This window comes from Sulfitobacter sp. PS-8MA, assembly GCF_040933935.1.
In the GTDB taxonomy this organism is placed as follows: domain Bacteria; phylum Pseudomonadota; class Alphaproteobacteria; order Rhodobacterales; family Rhodobacteraceae; genus Sulfitobacter.
Map to the genome: position 1 here is coordinate 1,754,283 of NZ_JBFQYJ010000006.1, position 17,241 is coordinate 1,771,523.

Below are 17,241 nucleotides of genomic sequence, written 5' to 3' on the forward strand. Positions count from 1 at the left end.
GGGCCCATGCGACATGTCCTGTACTTGTTTTGCCTGATGCTTCCCCTGCCCGCCGCGGCTGAAATGTCGGCGGCAGAGTTTGACGCCTACACCCGTGGCCAAACGCTCTATTACGCGCAGGGCGGCGCGCCTTATGGGGCGGAAATCTACCACGAGGATCGGCGCGTGCAGTGGTCTTTCCTCGACGGGCATTGCAAGGAAGGCCACTGGTATGAGGCCGACGGGCTGATCTGTTTCGTCTATGAGGACAACCCCGAACCGCAGTGCTGGAGCTTTGCCAAAGGCCCCAACGGGCTGATCGCCCGCTTTGCGAATGACCCCGGACAGACCGAGCTTTATGAGGCCGACAAGGGCAGTGCCCCGCTTTTATGTCTGGGGCCCAAGGTCGGCGTTTGAGGTCTTACAAGAGCGAACCCTGATCTGGCGGTGTCTTCGGCTTCGGGGTGGTGCGTGCTTTGCCGTCAAGGGTCAGACGGCCATCGGCAAATTCAATCTCAAGACTGCCCGCCGCCTTGGCCGCCGTTGAAGACGTCACCACCTTACCATCGCCACGCACCACGGCGAAACCGCGGGCTAGCGTTTCGCGGTAGCCAAGCGTGCCCAGCGTGCGGCCCAATGCGTCGATCTGGCGGCGGCGGCGGTCCTGATCGGCGCGCCCTGCGCGCGCCAGTCGGGCCAGCACCTCCGCCAACCGCTGGTCTTGCCGGGAAAGCTCGCGCAGCAAGACCTCCGGGCGGAAGGTTTGCGTGCGGTCCAAAAGCCGCTCCCGGCGGCGCTGGATCTGGCGCTGTAGCACCTCGGGATGAAACCGGTCGATCCGGGCGCCGAGCCTTTCACGCTGCCCCGCGAGGCTGCGCTGCCATGCGGGGGCGAGCCTTGCAGAAAGCTGGGCAAGACGTTGGCGATCAGCCTCCAGATGGCGGCGCAGGGTGCCGGGCCGCAGGGAACCGGACATATCGGCCAGCGTCACGCGGCGGCCTTGGACGCCTGCGATGAGGGCCGGCCCCAGTTTCTCGCTCGCGCGGTCAAACCGCTGCCAAGCCCCCTCGGTCAATGTCTCCGCCCGTGGCAGAGCCCGCGCCAGATCCCGCATCCGCTGACCACGCTGCGTCAGCCCTTGGCTCAACGCCTGCCGCATCCGCGCGCCCTGCCCTTCCAGCCAGGCCGCCAGCTCATGCCGCACCGGAACCGCCAGTTCCGCCGCCGCTGTCGGGGTCGGCGCGCGTTTGTCGGAGACGAAATCGATCAGCGTTGTGTCCGTCTCATGGCCCACAGCCGAAATCAGCGGGATGTCGGAAGCCGCCGCCGCACGGGCGACGGTCTCTTCGTTGAACCCCCAGAGGTCTTCGACCGAGCCACCGCCCCGCGCCACGATCAGCAATTGCGGCCGAGGCAATGCGCCGCCGGGGGTCAGACGGTTGAACCCTTCGATGGCGCGCACCACCTCTGGCGCGCATTTCGCCCCCTGAACCGCGACCGGCCAGATCAAGACCTTGCGCGGGAACCGGTCGCGCAGCCGGTGCAGGATATCCCGAATCACCGCTCCCGAGGGCGAGGTCACGACGCCGATGACCTCGGGCAGATAGGGCAGCGGGCGCTTGCGTTCGGGCGCGAAAAGCCCCTCTGCCGCCAGCGCCGCCTTGCGTTTCTCCAACAGCGCCATCAGCGCGCCCATGCCCGCCGGTTTGATATCCTCGATGACGATCTGGTATTTCGACTGCCCGCCAAAGGTGGTGATGCGCCCGGTGGCGATCACCTCCATCCCCTCTTCCGGCTGGGTGTCGAGCCTGCTCGATACGCCTTTCCAGATCACGCCCGAGATCACCGAACGGTCGTCTTTCAGGTCAAGATAAATATGGCCTGAACGCGGACGGCTCACCCGGCCCACCTCGCCCCGGATGCGTACGTGCCCGAACTCGCCCTCGATCACCCGTTTGATCGCGCCCGAAAGCTCGGTCACGGTGAATTCGGGGCTGTTCCCGGCGGCGGCAGGGTCGTCGAACAGATCCATGAGGAGTCCTTGTGTTTATGCGACCCCCAACTTAGAACGCCCGCAAACGAAGGCCAAGGGAGTGCGCGCCATGAATATCCTGATCCTCGGCAGCGGTGGGCGGGAACATTCTCTCGCTTGGGCGGTCATGCAGAACCCCAAATGCGACAAGCTGATCGTGGCGCCCGGCAATGCCGGGATCGCGGCCATCGCGCAATGTGCCAAGCTCGACATTATGGACGGCGCGGCGGTGGTGGCTTTTTGCGAAAGCAACAACATCGATTTTGTCATCATCGGCCCCGAAGCGCCCTTGGCCGCGGGTGTGGGCGATGATCTGCGGGCGGCGGGCTTCGATGTCTTCGGCCCCTCCAAAGCGGCCGCCGCGCTGGAAGCCTCCAAAGCCTTCACCAAGGAAATCTGCGACGCCTGCAATGCCCCCACCGCCGCCTATGGCCATTTCACCGACGCCGAGAGCGCCCGCGCCTATGTCGCGCAGCAGGGCGCGCCGATCGTGATCAAGGCCGATGGTCTGGCCGCGGGCAAGGGCGTCATCATCGCGATGACCAACGATGAAGCACTGGCCGCTGTCGATGAAATGTTCGACGGGGCCTTTGGCGAGGCCGGTGCCGAGGTGGTGATCGAAGAGTTCATGGAGGGCGAAGAGGCGTCCTTCTTCGTGCTCTGCGACGGCGAGACCGTCCTGCCCATCGGCACGGCGCAGGACCACAAACGTGTGGGCGAAGGCGACAGCGGCCCCAACACCGGCGGCATGGGGGCCTATTCCCCCGCCCCGGTGCTGAGCGACGAAATCGCCGAACGCGCGCTGGAAGAGATCATCCGCCCTTGCATGGCCGAAATGGCAAAGCGCGGGATGCCCTATCAGGGCGTGCTCTATGCCGGTCTGATGATCAAAGACGGGGTGCCGCGCTTGGTCGAATACAACGTGCGCTTTGGCGATCCGGAATGTCAGGTGCTGATGATGCGTTTGGGCGCACAGGCGTTTGACCTGATCCAGGCGGCCGCCAAAGGCGCGCTGGCCGATATGCAGGTGCATTGGGCCGAAGACCACGCGCTGACGGTGGTGATGGCCGCCGAAGGCTACCCGGGGACCTATGAAAAGGGAAGCGAGATCAAAGGGCTGAAGGATCTGCCCGAGGATAGCGCCAATATGGTTTTCCACGCCGGCACCGTGGCCAACAACGGGGCCATTCGCGCCAACGGCGGGCGGGTGCTGAATGTCACCGCCCGCGGCGCGACCTTGGCCGAGGCGCAGGCGCGGGCCTATGCAATGGTGGATGGGATCGATTGGCCCGAAGGCTTCTGCCGCCGCGATATCGGCTGGCGCGCCCTGAGCTGAATCAGCCGGGGCCGGGGCGTCTGTCGCAATGCGACGCGCCTCGCCCGACCGGTGCGGCTTCTGTGGCACTCAGGGCCAGAAAGCCGCAGCGTAACGCCTGTCAGATTTGCTTTTCCGGCATCTGCACGCGCAGACCGTCCAAGTCGTCCGTAACCTTCAACTGACAGGTCAGGCGCGAGCGTTCGGGATCAGGTTCAAAGGCGAAATCGAGCATGTCCTCCTCCATGTCATCTTTGGCGGGCAGCTTGTCCGTCCACGCCGGGTCCACATAGACATGACAGGTCGAGCAGGCACAGGCGCCGCCACAGTCGGCCTCGATGCCCGGAATGTTGTTGTCCCGCGCGCCTTCCATGACCGTCATGCCATTGGCGACTTCGACCACATGCTCGGTGCCGGAATGTTCGACATAGGTGATTTTGGCCATTGAAACGCCCTTTCGCTATAGAAGTTCGGCCTTGTTTAGCGGGCTATGGCAGGTGGTTCCAGCCCCCAAATCGCCCGCCGCGTGGCTGAGGCGACATAGCGGTGGGCAAGGCTGCCTTGTCCCGCTACTCTGGCGCGCAAACCCCAAGGCAAAAGCCGAAAGAGCAGGCATGAGACAGCCCGATCCGCCCTTCAAAGCCATCCCCCGCCTGGCCCTTTTGCTGGCCTGCGCGGGCCTTGCGGCCTGTGAGACCGCGACGCCCGCCGCCCCGGCCCCGGAACCCGGGGTGCTTGAGGCCACCCGCAATGGCCCCGCAGGTGCTGCGGCGGGCAGTTGCTGGGGCCGCACCGTCAGCCCGGCGGTTATTGAGACGGTCACCGAACAGGTGCAGTTGCAACCGGCAAAGGTAAACCCCGATGGCAGCATCGCCAAACCCCCGGTCTATAAGACAGATACAAGGCAAGAGATCGTCCGTGCCCGGATCGACAATTGGTTCGAAACGCCCTGCCCGGATGTATTGACGCCGGAGTTCAACAAATCCCTGCAACGGGCGTTGCAAGCGCGGTCTTTCTATCGCGGTCCGATCACGGGCGAGATGGATGGCGCAACCCGGGCGGCGGTGCGGCGCTACCAAAAGCAGCGCGGGCCGGACAGCGGCGTGCTGGCGCTTGAAACCGCGCGTGAGCTCGGCCTCGTGGCAGTGCCCCGGCCGGAAAGCTGACCCGGTAGCAAAAAGGGCGCCCCAAAGGCGCCCTTTCATTCAATCCGAGTGCTTGGCCTTATTCGCCAAGGGACAGCGCCACGAAGCGTGGGTCCCCCCCCCGGCGCACCAGAAGCAGCAGCGACTTGCGCCCGGCGTCTTTGGCGGCGGTGATACGCTCTTCCAATTCACCGATGCTGGCCACTTTTTGCTGGCCGGCTTCGGTGATGATGTCGCCCATGCGCAGCCCCTTTTCAAAGGCTTCCGAGGTTTCATCGACGTCCGTCACCGCAAGCCCGTCCATATCATCATCCGCGCCCAATTCAGCACGCAGCTCATCGGTCAGCGGGGTCAGGGTCAGCCCCATCAGGGACACCGACTGCGGCTCTGCCGCGCCCTCGTCTTCGGCATCGTCCTGAGCCGCGGGGGTCGCGGTTCCGTCTGCATCTTCACGGCGGCCCAGCACCACTTTGATGGTCTGGGTTTTGCCGTCGCGCAGGACGGTCACGCGCACGGTGGCACCGACGGGGCTGTTGCCCACCTGACGGACCAGCGCGCGGGTGTCTTTGACCTCAACCCCATCGAAGGATTTGATCACATCGCCGGTTTTCAGCCCCGCTTCGCGTGCGGGCCCCTCGGGCACATCGGTGATCAAGGCGCCGACGGCATTCTTGAGCCCCATGGCGTCGGCCACATCCTCGGTCACATCCTGAATGCGCACGCCGAGCCAACCGCGCCGGGTCTCGCCATATTCCTTGAGCTGGTCGATCACCCGTGTCACCACATTGGCCGCCATGGAAAAGCCGATCCCGATGGAGCCGCCATTGGGCGACAGGATCGCGGTGTTCACGCCAATGACTTCGCCGTCCATATTGAACAGCGGCCCGCCCGAGTTGCCCCGGTTGATCGCGGCATCGGTCTGGATGTAATCATCATAGGTGCCCGACAGCGCCCGGTTGCGGGCCGAGACGATCCCCGCAGAAACCGAAAACCCCTGCCCCAGCGGGTTGCCCATGGCGATCACCCAGTCACCCACTCGGGCGGCATTGCTGTCCCCGAAGGAGACGAAAGGCAGCGGCTTGTCGGCTTCGACCTTGAGCAGCGCGATGTCGGTTTTCGGGTCGGTGCCGATGACCTTGGCAACCAGTTCCTCGCCGGAGAAAAATTCGATGGTGATCTCATCGGCACTTTCGATCACGTGATTGTTGGTGACCACATAGCCGTCTTCCGAGATCACAAAGCCGGAGCCCAAGGCCGAGGAGCGGCGCGGGCGATTGCCTTCGCCATTGTTGCGGTCCTGAAACTCGCGAAAGAAATCCTCAAAGGGGGAGCCTTCGGGCACGATGCCCTGCGGGCCGGTGCGGCCCTCCACCACGGTGGAGGTGGTGATATTAACCACCGAGGGGCTGATCTTTTCGGCCAGCGGGGCGAGGCTTTCGGGTTTGGCCAAGGCCATGGTCGCTTGCAGGATCAGCAGGGACAGCGCCATCACCCCCATCGCCATAGCTCGAATCCAAAGAGTGTTCTGTGCTGTTCTGGACAGGGAAACCGCCTGGGCCTGCATTCATCGTCTCCTGATTATTCCTGTTGTTCCCAACCTGGGCAGAGTGCATTCCGAAAGGAAAGCCTGCAACAGCAAAGATGGGGCCGATCACGGGCATTTCAACGGCAGGTTCTTGTGAAACCTGCGTGAAGGATGCGCTGCGCGTGTCAGCTGAGCAGGCGAAGGCCGCTGCAATTGTGCCAAGACCAAACGGCGGGGTCAGATGCCAAGCTGGAAAGCCAGCCAGACCAGGATCAACCCGCCCACGACCACCAGCGCCCCCATCTGGCGTATCGCCGCTTCAGGCAGGCGGCGCAGAAACTCCAGCATCTGCTCCAAAAGCGAAGGGGCCAGTGCATAGACCAGCCCCTCCAATATCATCACCGACCCGATCGCCAGCAAAAGCAGGCTCATTCCTGCAAGGTCTCCGGCTGCAGCGCCTCGGCCTCTTGCGCGGCAGGTGCTTCTTCAACCGCCGTCACATCTTCAAGGGTCTCTTCGTTCTCTGGCGCCACCGCTTGCGGCTCTTCAACAGGCGCGACAGAGGTGGGCTCCTCAGCGCTGTCAGCCGGGGTCGCCGCGGCGCCCCCAATCGACGGGGCAGAGGCGCTGCGATCCGACCGCAGGTAGTTGAAGAACTCATTCTCAGGCGACATCACCAGGGTCGAGTTCTGACCCTTCAGCGCCTCTTCGTAGGCCGTGAGAGAGCGGTAGAATTCAAAGAACTCCTGATCCTGACCATAGGCCTGGGCAAAAATGTTGTTGCGCTGCGCGTCGGCTTCACCTTCGATGATCCGCGCGTCCCGGCGGGCTTCCGAGAGGATTTCCTCATAGGTCCGGTCGGCCAGAGCGATCACCCGCTGCGCCGCTTCACGGCCGCGAGCGCGTTCATCGGTGGCTTCACGTTCGCGCTCGGCGATCATACGCTGCAAGGTCGCGTCAAAGTTCTGCTCGGGCAGATTGGTCTGGCGCAGACGCACGTCGACAACCTTGAGGCCAAGCGCCTGTGCGCGGGCATCGGCACGGGCGCGGATTTGCTCCATCAGGTCGGCCCGTTCCGGCGAGAGGATGGTGTTCGATGTCACCCCCTGCGAACCGAGCACGGCGCGGATTTGGCTTTCCATGATGCCGCCCATCTCGCTTTCGGCCTGACGCTCGCCGCCGGCGCCAAGGGCTTGGCGGTACTGCACCATGTCGTCGATCCGGTAGAGCACGAAGGCGTCGATCTCAAGACGACGGTCATCGGCGGGGGTGACTTCGATCACCGGGGTTTCCAGCGACAGAATACGGTCTTCGTAGCGCACCACCTCGTCCAGCAGCGGCACCTTGAAACCGATGCCCGGCTCATTGCGCACCTGTTTGATCTGACCAAAACGCAGCACCAGCGCCTTTTCACGCTCGTCCACAACAAAGACTGCCGACAGCACCGCCACGATGGCGATGATCACGACGGGGATCAGAAGATTTAGTTTCCGCATCAGTTCGACCCTCCGCTGCGCCGCAATTCATTGAGCGGCAGATAGGGGACAACCCCCTGCCCGCCTTGGCCGCTGCCGTTTTCGAGGATGATCTTATCCACGTCGCCCAGCACCTTTTCCATGGTTTCAAGATACAGACGTTTGCGCGTCACTTCGGGGGCGTCGAGATATTCCTTGAGCACAGCCTCAAAGCGGCTCGCCTCACCCACAGCGTCGTTCACGACGCGGGCGCGGTAGCCTTCGGCGGCTTCGAGAAGCTGCGCGGATTCACCCCGCGCCTCGGCCGTGCGGCGGTTGGCATAGGCATCCGCCTGACGCTCGACCCGGTCGCGTTCCTGCTCTGCCGCCTGCACGTCGCGGAAGGCGTCAACGACGGACTGCGTCGTGGTATTGCCGTTGGCATCCGTCACCTGCACGGTCTGGCTCGGCGGGTCGACCTTGTTCACGTTGACACGCAAGACGTTGATCCCGGTGTTGCGGTTGTCGAGCGTGTTCTGGATAAGCTCCTTGACCCGGTCCGCCACAGCGCCCCGATCCCGGTTCAGGATCGGTGCGAGTTCGGATTGGGCGATGACCTCACGCATGGCGGATTCGGAAATCGCCCGGACCGAAGCCTCGGGATCGCGCAGCGAGAATTTGAAATCGCGGGCGTTCTTGATGTTCCAGACCACCTGAAAGTCGATGTCGACGATGTTTTCGTCGGTGGTCAGCATCAGGCCTTCGTTGCCGCCGCCGCCGCGCCGCACGCCGAGTTCCTCGGTGCGGTTGGTGGTGACGTCAAAGACCTCTGCGGTGACCAGCGGCCAGGGGGCAAAGTTCAGACCCTCGGTGCCGATGCCGGAAAATTCACCCAAGAACAACTCGATCGACTGCTGTTCAGGCCGCACGGTGTAGAAGCTGGCAAAGCCCCAGAGCGCCACACCGGCCAGCACGGCCAAGCCCACGGTGCTGCGGGTGACACCCGGCCCACCGGGGCCACGGCCACCGCCGCCGGACCCATTGCCGCGATCCCCACCGCGGCCGCCCATCAGGACGCGCAGCTGCTCCTGGCCCTTGCGCACCAGCTCGTCAATCTCGGACCCTTGCGGACGGCCATTGCCGGGCCCGCGTGGGCGTTCCGGGCCCTGATTGCGCCCGCCACTGCCTTGGTTGCCCCCGTCACCGCGGTTGCCACCACCTCCGCCGCCCCATGGGCCTTGCGAATTTCCTGCCATCTATGTTTTCCCCTCTGAGCCGCACCTGCGGCCTGTTGGTCTTAAAGTCGTATGCGCGGGCGCGAAATTCAAGCGCTTCGCACCGGTTCACGCATGGTCACCAGTTCCTCGGACATCGTGGGATGCACGGCACAAGTGTCGTCGAATTGCTCTTTGGTGGCCCCCATCTTGACCGCGATGCCCACCATCTGGATCAATTCGCCCGCATTGGGTGCGACGATATGACAGCCCAGCACCACACGGGTTTCAGCATCCACAATGAGCTTCATCAGCACCCGGTCGGTCTTGCCGGCAAAGGCGCCCTGCATCGGTTTGAAGGAGGTCGCATAGACCTCGATCGGCCCCCTGTCGCGCGCCGCCTCCTCGCTCAGCCCCACGGTGCCCATCTCGGGCTGGGTGAAGATCGCGGAAGGCACGAGGTCATGATCCACCGGAGTCGGATTGCCGCCAAAGACGGTCTCGACAAAGGCCATGCCTTCGCGGATCGCTACCGGCGTCAGGTTGATCCGGTCGGTGACATCGCCGATGGCATAGATCGATGGCACAGCGGTCTGGCTGTATTCATCGACCTCGATCTCGCCGCCACGGCCCCGTGTGACGCCCACTTCCTCAAGCCCCATGTCGTCGCTGTTGGGGCGGCGGCCAGTGGCAAAGAGCACCTGATCGAACATTTTCTCGACGCCATTGGTCGGCTTCACCCGCATCGGGCCACGGCCATCTTCATGCTCGGGCGTCAGCTCCATGATATTGGTGCCAAGATGCAGATCGATGCCTTTTTCCTGCATCATCTCCGCCACCATGCCACGGGCCTCATCGTCAAAGCCGCGCAGGATCTGCGCGCCGCGGTAGTATTGCGTCACTTCGACGCCCAACCCGTTCAGAATACAGGCAAATTCACAGGCGATATAGCCGCCGCCGATGATCAGGATCGACTTGGGCAGCTTTTCCAGATCGAAGAGATCATCCGACACCAAGCCATGTTCCGCGTTCTTCATATCGGGGCGCACCGGGCGGCCGCCGGTGGCAATCAGGATATGTTTCGCGGTCTTCTCGCTGCCGTCGGACAGGGCCACCGTATGCGCGTCCTTGATCTGGGCGCGGGCGTCAAAAGTATCGACCCCAGAGTTCTTGAGCAGCTTGCGATAGACGCCTTCAAGACGGTCGAGCTCTTCGTGCAGACGGCCTTTGAAGTCATGCCAATCAAACGGCCCGGTCTTCAGATCCCAGCCAAAATGCTTGGCCTCATCGACCACATCGGCATAGCCGGAGGCAAAAACCATCAGCTTTTTCGGCACGCAGCCCCGGATCACACAGGTGCCGCCATAGCGGTCCTCTTCGGCCAGCCCGACCTTGGCGTCATGCTGGCCCGCCGCCACACGCGCCGCGCGCACACCGCCCGAGCCGCCACCGATGACAAATAGGTCGTAGTCGAAGTCTTTATTGGCCATTAAGTGCCTCTTTCACATTAGTTGCTCTTGCGCGTCCATCGCGCGGTGTCGCTCGCGTCAGTCGTTCAGGTCGGAGAACAGATTGTCGGTCTCGACAAATTCCAAACGGTCCGTCGCCACGGTGCCTTCATTTATGTCGCGCACCTCGACCCTGCCATCCCCGTAACCGATCACAACCGCGTCACAGATGTCGATGAACAGCCCGTTTTCCACGACGCCGGGCATCTGGTTCAGCACCAGCGCCAGTTGCCGCGCATTGCCGATCCGGCCCAACCGCAGGTCGAGGATGTAGTTCCCCTCATCGGTAATGAAAGGCACCTCACCGTTCATCCGCAGGGTCGAGCTTCGGCCCAGCACATCCATCGAGATCAGCGTCTCTTCGACCAGCGCCTGCGTGGTCTGCCAGCCAAAGGGAATCACCTCGATCGGCAGAGGGAAACTGCCCAGATGCTGCACCTCTTTGCCGACATCGGCGATCACCACCATCTGGTCGCTGGCGGTGGCGACGATCTTTTCCTGCAACAGCGCCCCGCCGCCGCCTTTGATCAGGTTCAGATCGACGTCAAATTCATCGGCCCCGTCAATCGTCAGGTCGAGCCATTTCGCCTCATCGAGCGAGATCACCTCGATCCCCACCTCCCGCGCGAGCTGTGCCGTGCGGGTCGAGGTCGGCACCCCCTTGATGCGCAGCCCGTCATCGCGCACCATCTCGCCCAGACAGCGCACCAGCCACGCGGCGGTGGAGCCGGTTCCCAGACCGACGCGCATCCCGTCCTCGACAAATTCCGCCGCCCGTTTCGCGGCGACGAATTTGGCCTTGTCGATGGGTGAAAGTTCTCCGGACATGGGGCAGCTCCCTTCAGGCGTTTGGGGCGTTATAGGGCCAATTGGCATAGGGTGCGAGGGGCAAGTCACCGGTTTTCGGGCGCTTCCCCGCCCCTGACACCGTCCCTGCGCCCTCTCGACGACAGTCGCCTTGCAATGTGCCGAAGGTCTGGGCGATACATTTTCCACTGTCCCTCGACAGGCAGCGCATTGGAAGGGTCCGCCAGCTCATGTTTCTTTCGGTTTTCGACATGTTCAAAGTGGGCATCGGCCCGTCTTCCTCGCATACGATGGGGCCGATGGTCGCCGCCGGCCGCTTTCTTGATCTGATGCGTGCCTCGCCGTTCCAGTTTGCAGGGCTGCGCGCCTCGCTGCACGGCAGTCTGGCCTTTACCGGGGTGGGTCATGCGACCGACCGCGCCACGATCCTCGGCCTCGCCGGGTTCACGCCCGAGGAGTATGACGCCGAGGCGGCGGAGCGGACGCTGGAAGAGATCAAACAGACCCGACGCATCACCGCTGAAGGGCTGCCGGAGCTGCGCTTCGACCCGGCGCAGGACATGATCTTTGACTACGACACCAAGCTCGCGGGCCATGCCAATGGCATGATGCTGATGGCGACCGATGCGCAGGGCGATGTGACCCTGCGCGAGACCTATTATTCCATCGGCGGCGGCTTTGTGATGACCGAGAAGGAACTGGCCGCGGGCAAGGATACCGACGAGGGCGCGCCGGTGCCCTTTCCCTTCAAGTCCGCCGCCGAAATGCTTGAAATGTCCCGCAAATCGGGAAAGACCATCGCCGGCATGAAACGCGCCAATGAAGAGGCCCGCGGCGGGGCGAAACACCTGCGCGAGGGCAGCGCGCGGCTTTGGCAGGTGATGCGGGATTGTATCGACCGGGGGCTCACCACCGACGGCACCCTGCCCGGCGGTCTGCAGGTCAAACGCCGCGCCAAGGGCATCTATGACGCGCTGATGGCCGAGCGCGGGCAGAACCAGTCGGCGCCGCATACGATCAACGATTGGATGAGCGTCTATGCCATGGCGGTGAACGAGGAAAACGCCGCCGGCGGTCAGGTCGTCACCGCCCCCACCAATGGCGCGGCGGGGGTGATGCCTGCGACATTGCGCTATTACCTCGACCATGTGCCCGGCGCGTCCGAGGCGCATATCGAAGATTTCCTGCTCACCGCCGCCGCGATTGGCGGGCTGGTGAAATACAACGCCTCGATTTCGGGGGCCGAGGCGGGCTGTCAGGCCGAGGTGGGCTCTGCCGCCGCGATGTCCGCCGCCGGGCTTTGCGCCGTGATGGGCGGCACGCCGGAGCAGATCGAGAATGCCGCGGAAATCGCGCTGGAGCATCATTTGGGCATGACCTGCGACCCGGTCAAAGGGCTGGTGCAGGTGCCCTGTATCGAACGCAATGGGCTGGGGGCGATCAAGGCCGTGTCGGCGGCATCCTTGGCGCTGCGCGGGGATGGCACCCATCTGGTGCCGCTGGATGCCTGTATCGAGACCATGCGCCAGACCGGCGACGATATGGCGGAGAAATACAAGGAAACCTCGCTGGGTGGTCTGGCGGTGAACGTGCCCAACTGCTGAAGCTGCGCAAATTTGCACAGGCCCCGTTCGCCGGGGCCAATTGTTAAGGTCTCCGCCGCCGCCTATCTCCCAAGCAATCGCAAAGGAGAGCACCATGTCCCTTAGACCCACATTGGAAACCCGCCGCGCCGTTCCCACGATGGAAGGTGCCGGGGTAAAACTGCACCGCGCTTTCGGCTTTCAGGACCCGTCCGAGCTTGACCCCTTTCTGCTGTTCGATGACTTCCGCAATGAGCGTCCGGAGGATTACGCGCAAGGCTTCCCATGGCACCCGCACCGGGGGATCGAGACGATCACCTATGTGCTCGAGGGCACCGTGGCCCATGCGGATTCGCTGGGCAACACCGGTGATCTGAACGCGGGCGACGTGCAGTGGATGACCGCCGGCTCGGGCATTCTGCACCAAGAGATGCCGCGCGGGAATGCCAAAGGACAGATGCATGGCTTCCAGCTATGGGGCAACCTGCCCTCGGCGCAGAAGATGACCGCGCCGCGCTATCAGGATATGAAAGCCAGTGACATTCCCGTGGTGACCGACGACGACGGCACGCAGGTCAAGGTGATCACCGGAGAGTTCTGGGGCCAACGTGGCCCGGTGGATGGGATTGCCGCTGATCCGCAGTATCTCGATGTCTTCGTGCCTGCAGGGGTCAAGAAGACCTTCAAGATCGACACCTACCGCCGGGCCTTCGCCTATGTCTTCCAAGGGGCGGGGGCTTTTGCCGATGCCTCGGCCCCCTCGGGCGTGTTGCTGGAGAAAGAGGTGGGCGGCGAGGAGGTCAACATCCGCGATATGTCGGGCGACCGCACCCTGATCCGCTTTGGCACCGGCGATGAGGTGACGGTTCAGGCCGGTGAGGACGGCCTACGCTTCCTGCTGATCTCTGGCGCGCCGATCGAGGAGCCGGTGGCCTGGCACGGGCCGATCGTGATGAACACCCGCGCCGAGTTGCAGCAGGCGATGCGCGACCTCAACAACGGGACCTTCATCCGCCCCGCCCATTAACGCAGGAGGCCGTGGCTCTTCAGGCAGTCACGGCCTTGCGCACCATATCCCAATATTGCGCCACGACTTCGTCGAGCGACAGACGCCCCCCGGCGCGGTACCACGTGTTCACCCCGGTAAGCATGGCGATGATGGCCAGCGTGACGATCTTGCTGTCAGAGACCGCGAAATCCCCCGATGCGGCCCCGGCCCGCAGGATGGTTTCAAGCCGGTCCTCATATTCACGCCGCAGCCCTTCGATCACCGCAAAGTTCTCGGGGCTGAGATTGCGCAACTCCATATAGGCGATGAAGACCTCATCGGGCCGGTCCGCGTGAAAGCGGATGTGGAAGGCGACGAAATCCTGCAACTGCTGCATCGGTGAGCGGCCGCTCTGCGCAGGCGTTTGGGCCAGCAGGTCGGCCATATGCCCCTGCATCAGATCGAACAGCAGGCTTTGCTTGTCGGGCGTGTAGTTATAGAGCGCCCCGGCCTGCACCCCGACCTCGGCCGCGATGGCCCGCATCGACACCGCCGCATAGCCCCCTGCCGCAAAGAGCCGCAGGGCCGCCGCGCGGACGCGCGGGCCGGTGATATCGGAATGAGAGCCTGTCGTTCGTGCCATGCGAGCAATTTAATGAACAAGCGTTCAAAAGCAAACCCCGCTTGCGCCCTTCCCTGCGCTGGTGCAGAACACATCATGCCTTGTCGATCTGCGCCCCCTTCGCTGTCCTTTGCCACCCTTTTGCTGGGGGCGGTACTGTTGGGCGGTTGCACGCAGTTTCCCGCGCTGGACCGCACGATCACGCCCGAGATGGAGGCGGCGGATTACCCCGATCTGGTGCCGATCGACCCGCTTTTGGCACAGGCCGAGGCGGGGCGGATCGATCCCCGGCAGACCGAAGCGCAGCTCACCGGACGCGCAGCCCGGCTGGAGACGCGCGCCAATCGCATCGGCGGGGCCCGCACAGACCAAGCAGCAGCGGACCGGCTCGCCCGGTTGCGGGCGCGGGCAGCACAGTTGCGCCAGGCCGGTCTGACACCGCCAGAGCGCGAGCGGCTGGAAGACGAACCGGCACAATAGCCCCATTTTGCCGCGTTGCAGGTTGCGGCTGAACCGGCTACATCGCATGCAATTACAGCCCTCTAACCCAAAAGGATCCCCCCCCATGTCACAGCCGCTTCGCCTTGGGATTGCCGGATTGGGAACCGTCGGCGTCGGTGTGCTGCGCATTTTGCGCCAGCAGGCCGCGCTTCTGGAGGCCCGGACAGGGCGTAAAATTGGGGTCTCGGCGGTCTCCGCGCGCACCCGCAACAAGGATCGCGGGCTGTCGCTTTCGGCCTATGACTGGGAAGATGATCCGGTCAAACTGGCCACGCGGGAGGATGTGGACGTTTTTGTCGAGCTGATGGGCGGCGCCGATGGCCCGGCAAAGGCCGCGACCGAAGCCGCATTGGCCGCGGGCAAACATGTCGTAACCGCCAATAAGGCGATGCTGGCCCTGCATGGTCAGGCTCTGGCCGAACAGGCCGAAGCGGCGCAAGTCGCCCTGCGCTTTGAGGCCGCCGTGGCAGGCGGGATTCCGGTGATCAAAACGCTGATGGAAGGGCTTGCGGGCAACGGCATCACCCGGATCATGGGGGTGATGAACGGCTCGTGCAATTACATCCTGACCCGGATGGAAGATGCCGGGAAATCCTATCAGGAGATCTTCGCCGAGGCCGATGGGCTGGGCTATCTCGAAGCCGATCCGCAGCTTGATGTGGGCGGCATTGATGCGGCGCATAAGCTGGCGATCCTGTCGTCGATCGCCTTTGGCACCAAGATCGACTTCGACGGCATCCAGCTTGAAGGGATCGAGCGGATCGCCATTGAGGACATCCGCGCGGCCGCTGATATGGGCTATAAGATCAAGCTCTTGGGTGTGACGCAGATGACCGGGCGTGGCCTTGAACAGCGCATGATGCCCTGTCTGGTACCGCAGACCTCGCCCCTGGGGCAGTTGGACGGTGGCACCAATATGGTGGTGATCGAAGGCGATGCCGTGGGGCAGATCGTGCTGCGCGGGGCCGGCGCGGGCGAAGGGCCGACGGCCAGTGCCGTGATGGCCGACGTCTGCGACATCGCGCGCGGCCTGCAAGGTCCGGTCTTTGGCCAGCCCGCAGCGACGCTGGAGGCGACCACCGCCGCCAGCAGCCAGACCCCTGCGCCCTATTACCTGCGCATGGCCTTGGTTGATAAACCCGGTGCGCTGGCCAAGATCGCCACGGTATTGGGCGAGGCCGGGGTCAGCATCTACCGGATGCGCCAGTATGAACATGCGGATGTCTCGGCCCCGGTGCTGATCGTGACGCATAAGACGAACCGGGATGCTTTGGTGAGCGCTTTGGCGGCGATGGATAAGACCGGCGTGCTGGCGGGCGAGCCGGTGGCGCTGCGGATCGAAGAGGTCTGAGGGCAGTCCCTGAGGGCCATCGCCCGCCCCCCGCCGCACCAAAACTGCGCCATAAATGACAGCACGCCTCTGGCGGGGCGGACGGGCGGGCGGTGGCCCGGCGCCTGCGGCGTGTTTCCGGGCCAAGTGCACCTGCCCGCGACCCGAAACCTTGCCCCGAGACGCGCACAGCGTTACAGGACAGAAAACCCTTTTGACCCCAAGGACACCCCATGACCGCTTCCGCCGAATTTCAAGACCGCATGTTATCCCTGGGCCTCGCCCGCGTTTCCGAAGCTGCTGCCCTCGCCTCGGCCAAGCTGATCGGCAAAGGTGACGAGAAAGCCGCCGACCAAGCCGCCGTCAACGCGATGCGCGAACAGCTCAACATGCTCGACATCGCCGGCGTCGTGGTCATCGGTGAAGGCGAGCGGGACGAAGCGCCCATGCTCTACATCGGCGAAGAGGTCGGCACCGGCAATGGCCCCGGCGTGGACATCGCGCTGGACCCGCTGGAAGGCACCACGCTGACCGCCAAGGACATGCCCAACGCGCTGACCGTGATCGCCATGGGCCCGCGCGGCTCGATGCTGCACGCGCCCGACACCTATATGGACAAGCTCGCCGTCGGCCCCGGCTTTGAGGCGGATGTGGTCACCCTCGAAATGAGCCCCGGCGAGCGCGTCGAAGCGCTGGCCCGCGCCAAGGGCTGCGCTGCCTCCGACATCACCGTCTGTATCCTTGAGCGTCCCCGCCACACCGACATGATCGCCGAAGTGCGCGCCACCGGCGCCGCCATCCGCCTGATCACCGACGGCGACGTGGCCGGTGTCATGCATTGCGCCGATCCCGAAACCGGGATCGACATGTATATGGGCCAAGGCGGCGCGCCCGAGGGCGTGCTGGCCGCTGCGGCGCTGAAATGCATGGGCGGGCAGATGTATGGCCGTCTGCTGTTCCGCAACGACGATGAAAAGGGCCGTGCCGCCAAGGCCGGGATCACCGAGCTTGACCGTATCTACTCCCGCGACGAAATGGTCACCCAGGACGTGATCTTTGCCGCCACCGGTGTCACCGGCGGCAACATCCTTCCGGGCGTGAAACGCGAGCCCGGCTGGCTGACCACCGAGACGCTGATCATGCGCTCGCGCACCGGCTCGGTGCGTCGGATCAACTACCGCACGCCAACCAACGGCGGGTGAACGCGGCTCTGTCCCAAATACAACGGTAAGATGAGG

At 64.0% G+C, this 17,241-nt stretch carries 17 protein-coding genes; 8 read left to right on the plus strand and 9 right to left on the minus strand.

Annotation, left to right across the window (positions count from 1 at the left end):
• Positions 1–6: 6 nt before the first annotated feature.
• Complete coding sequence (locus tag AB4M76_RS12640; protein WP_368442233.1) at positions 7–396, plus strand: hypothetical protein; 390 nt, start codon at positions 7–9, stop codon at positions 394–396.
• Between the two features lie 4 nt (positions 397–400).
• On the opposite strand, the gene xseA is transcribed toward AB4M76_RS12640, so the two are convergent.
• Positions 401–2,011 carry an exodeoxyribonuclease VII large subunit gene (xseA, locus tag AB4M76_RS12645; protein ID WP_368442234.1) on the minus strand — a complete coding sequence of 537 codons (1,611 nt, stop codon included), beginning with the start codon at positions 2,009–2,011 and terminating at the stop codon, positions 401–403.
• A gap of 70 nt (positions 2,012–2,081) precedes the next feature.
• Between xseA and purD the strand changes: the two genes are divergently transcribed.
• Positions 2,082–3,347 carry a phosphoribosylamine--glycine ligase gene (purD, locus tag AB4M76_RS12650; RefSeq protein WP_368442235.1) on the plus strand — a complete coding sequence of 422 codons (1,266 nt, stop codon included), beginning with the start codon at positions 2,082–2,084 and terminating at the stop codon, positions 3,345–3,347.
• Positions 3,348–3,447: 100 nt separating this feature from the next.
• Here purD and AB4M76_RS12655 read toward each other — a convergent pair whose 3' ends face one another.
• On the minus strand, positions 3,448–3,771 hold the full coding sequence (locus AB4M76_RS12655) for a 2Fe-2S iron-sulfur cluster-binding protein (RefSeq protein WP_174860104.1): 324 nt from the start codon (positions 3,769–3,771) through the stop codon (positions 3,448–3,450).
• A gap of 169 nt (positions 3,772–3,940) precedes the next feature.
• Here AB4M76_RS12655 and AB4M76_RS12660 point away from each other — a divergent pair, with 169 nt between their 5' ends.
• Positions 3,941–4,492, plus strand: coding sequence for a peptidoglycan-binding protein (locus AB4M76_RS12660; protein WP_368442236.1), 552 nt, complete (start codon positions 3,941–3,943; stop codon positions 4,490–4,492).
• 58 nt (positions 4,493–4,550) lie between these two features.
• Here the strand turns inward: AB4M76_RS12660 and AB4M76_RS12665 are convergent, their stop codons facing one another.
• From AB4M76_RS12665 to rpiA, 6 genes are all read right to left on the minus strand, one after another.
• On the minus strand, positions 4,551–6,035 hold the full coding sequence (locus AB4M76_RS12665) for a DegQ family serine endoprotease (protein ID WP_368442237.1): 1,485 nt from the start codon (positions 6,033–6,035) through the stop codon (positions 4,551–4,553).
• Between the two features lie 198 nt (positions 6,036–6,233).
• Positions 6,234–6,428, minus strand: coding sequence for a DUF2065 domain-containing protein (locus AB4M76_RS12670; protein ID WP_368442238.1), 195 nt, complete (start codon positions 6,426–6,428; stop codon positions 6,234–6,236).
• Positions 6,425–7,492 (minus strand): protease modulator HflC, encoded by a 1,068-nt coding sequence (gene hflC, locus AB4M76_RS12675; protein WP_368442239.1) that lies wholly within the window; start codon positions 7,490–7,492, stop codon positions 6,425–6,427. Before hflC ends, AB4M76_RS12670 begins: the two co-directional genes overlap by 4 nt.
• Positions 7,492–8,706 (minus strand): FtsH protease activity modulator HflK, encoded by a 1,215-nt coding sequence (gene hflK, locus AB4M76_RS12680; RefSeq protein WP_368442240.1) that lies wholly within the window; start codon positions 8,704–8,706, stop codon positions 7,492–7,494. The genes hflC and hflK overlap by 1 nt, the downstream gene beginning before the upstream one ends.
• A gap of 68 nt (positions 8,707–8,774) precedes the next feature.
• Positions 8,775–10,154 carry a glutathione-disulfide reductase gene (gene gorA / locus AB4M76_RS12685; protein WP_368442241.1) on the minus strand — a complete coding sequence of 460 codons (1,380 nt, stop codon included), beginning with the start codon at positions 10,152–10,154 and terminating at the stop codon, positions 8,775–8,777.
• A 57-nt stretch (positions 10,155–10,211) separates the two neighbouring features.
• A complete protein-coding gene (gene rpiA, locus AB4M76_RS12690) occupies positions 10,212–11,000 on the minus strand; it encodes a ribose-5-phosphate isomerase RpiA (RefSeq protein WP_368442242.1) in 789 nt (262 codons plus the stop codon).
• A gap of 209 nt (positions 11,001–11,209) precedes the next feature.
• Here rpiA and AB4M76_RS12695 point away from each other — a divergent pair, with 209 nt between their 5' ends.
• Positions 11,210–12,583, plus strand: a complete 1,374-nt coding sequence (locus tag AB4M76_RS12695) for an L-serine ammonia-lyase (protein ID WP_368442243.1) — start codon at positions 11,210–11,212, stop codon at positions 12,581–12,583.
• A 94-nt stretch (positions 12,584–12,677) separates the two neighbouring features.
• Positions 12,678–13,589: a pirin family protein gene (locus tag AB4M76_RS12700; protein ID WP_368442244.1), complete on the plus strand. Its 912-nt coding sequence runs from the start codon at positions 12,678–12,680 to the stop codon at positions 13,587–13,589.
• A gap of 19 nt (positions 13,590–13,608) precedes the next feature.
• On the opposite strand, the gene AB4M76_RS12705 is transcribed toward AB4M76_RS12700, so the two are convergent.
• Positions 13,609–14,193 (minus strand): TetR/AcrR family transcriptional regulator, encoded by a 585-nt coding sequence (locus AB4M76_RS12705; protein WP_368442245.1) that lies wholly within the window; start codon positions 14,191–14,193, stop codon positions 13,609–13,611.
• Between the two features lie 138 nt (positions 14,194–14,331).
• Here AB4M76_RS12705 and AB4M76_RS12710 point away from each other — a divergent pair, with 138 nt between their 5' ends.
• The 3 genes from AB4M76_RS12710 (at position 14,332) to glpX (ending at position 17,205) form a co-directional block, all read left to right on the plus strand.
• Positions 14,332–14,652, plus strand: coding sequence for a hypothetical protein (locus tag AB4M76_RS12710; RefSeq protein WP_368442246.1), 321 nt, complete (start codon positions 14,332–14,334; stop codon positions 14,650–14,652).
• An 85-nt stretch (positions 14,653–14,737) separates the two neighbouring features.
• A complete protein-coding gene (locus AB4M76_RS12715; protein WP_368442247.1) occupies positions 14,738–16,024 on the plus strand; it encodes a homoserine dehydrogenase in 1,287 nt (428 codons plus the stop codon).
• Between the two features lie 212 nt (positions 16,025–16,236).
• On the plus strand, positions 16,237–17,205 hold the full coding sequence (glpX, locus tag AB4M76_RS12720; RefSeq protein WP_368442248.1) for a class II fructose-bisphosphatase: 969 nt from the start codon (positions 16,237–16,239) through the stop codon (positions 17,203–17,205).
• The last annotated feature ends 36 nt before the right edge of the window (positions 17,206–17,241 follow it).

Bases quoted from the DNA above. Each gene is read 5' to 3' on its own strand.
- AB4M76_RS12640 (WP_368442233.1), top strand. From the start codon at position 7: ATGCGACATGTCCTGTACTTGTTTTGCCTGATGCTTCCCCTGCCCGCC.
- xseA (WP_368442234.1), bottom strand. From the start codon at position 2,011: ATGGATCTGTTCGACGACCCTGCCGCCGCCGGGAACAGCCCCGAATTC.
- purD (WP_368442235.1), top strand. From the start codon at position 2,082: ATGAATATCCTGATCCTCGGCAGCGGTGGGCGGGAACATTCTCTCGCT.
- AB4M76_RS12655 (WP_174860104.1), bottom strand. From the start codon at position 3,771: ATGGCCAAAATCACCTATGTCGAACATTCCGGCACCGAGCATGTGGTC.
- AB4M76_RS12660 (WP_368442236.1), top strand. From the start codon at position 3,941: ATGAGACAGCCCGATCCGCCCTTCAAAGCCATCCCCCGCCTGGCCCTT.
- AB4M76_RS12665 (WP_368442237.1), bottom strand. From the start codon at position 6,035: ATGCAGGCCCAGGCGGTTTCCCTGTCCAGAACAGCACAGAACACTCTT.
- AB4M76_RS12670 (WP_368442238.1), bottom strand. From the start codon at position 6,428: ATGAGCCTGCTTTTGCTGGCGATCGGGTCGGTGATGATATTGGAGGGG.
- hflC (WP_368442239.1), bottom strand. From the start codon at position 7,492: ATGCGGAAACTAAATCTTCTGATCCCCGTCGTGATCATCGCCATCGTG.
- hflK (WP_368442240.1), bottom strand. From the start codon at position 8,706: ATGGCAGGAAATTCGCAAGGCCCATGGGGCGGCGGAGGTGGTGGCAAC.
- gorA (WP_368442241.1), bottom strand. From the start codon at position 10,154: ATGGCCAATAAAGACTTCGACTACGACCTATTTGTCATCGGTGGCGGC.
- rpiA (WP_368442242.1), bottom strand. From the start codon at position 11,000: ATGTCCGGAGAACTTTCACCCATCGACAAGGCCAAATTCGTCGCCGCG.
- AB4M76_RS12695 (WP_368442243.1), top strand. From the start codon at position 11,210: ATGTTTCTTTCGGTTTTCGACATGTTCAAAGTGGGCATCGGCCCGTCT.
- AB4M76_RS12700 (WP_368442244.1), top strand. From the start codon at position 12,678: ATGTCCCTTAGACCCACATTGGAAACCCGCCGCGCCGTTCCCACGATG.
- AB4M76_RS12705 (WP_368442245.1), bottom strand. From the start codon at position 14,193: ATGGCACGAACGACAGGCTCTCATTCCGATATCACCGGCCCGCGCGTC.
- AB4M76_RS12715 (WP_368442247.1), top strand. From the start codon at position 14,738: ATGTCACAGCCGCTTCGCCTTGGGATTGCCGGATTGGGAACCGTCGGC.
- glpX (WP_368442248.1), top strand. From the start codon at position 16,237: ATGACCGCTTCCGCCGAATTTCAAGACCGCATGTTATCCCTGGGCCTC.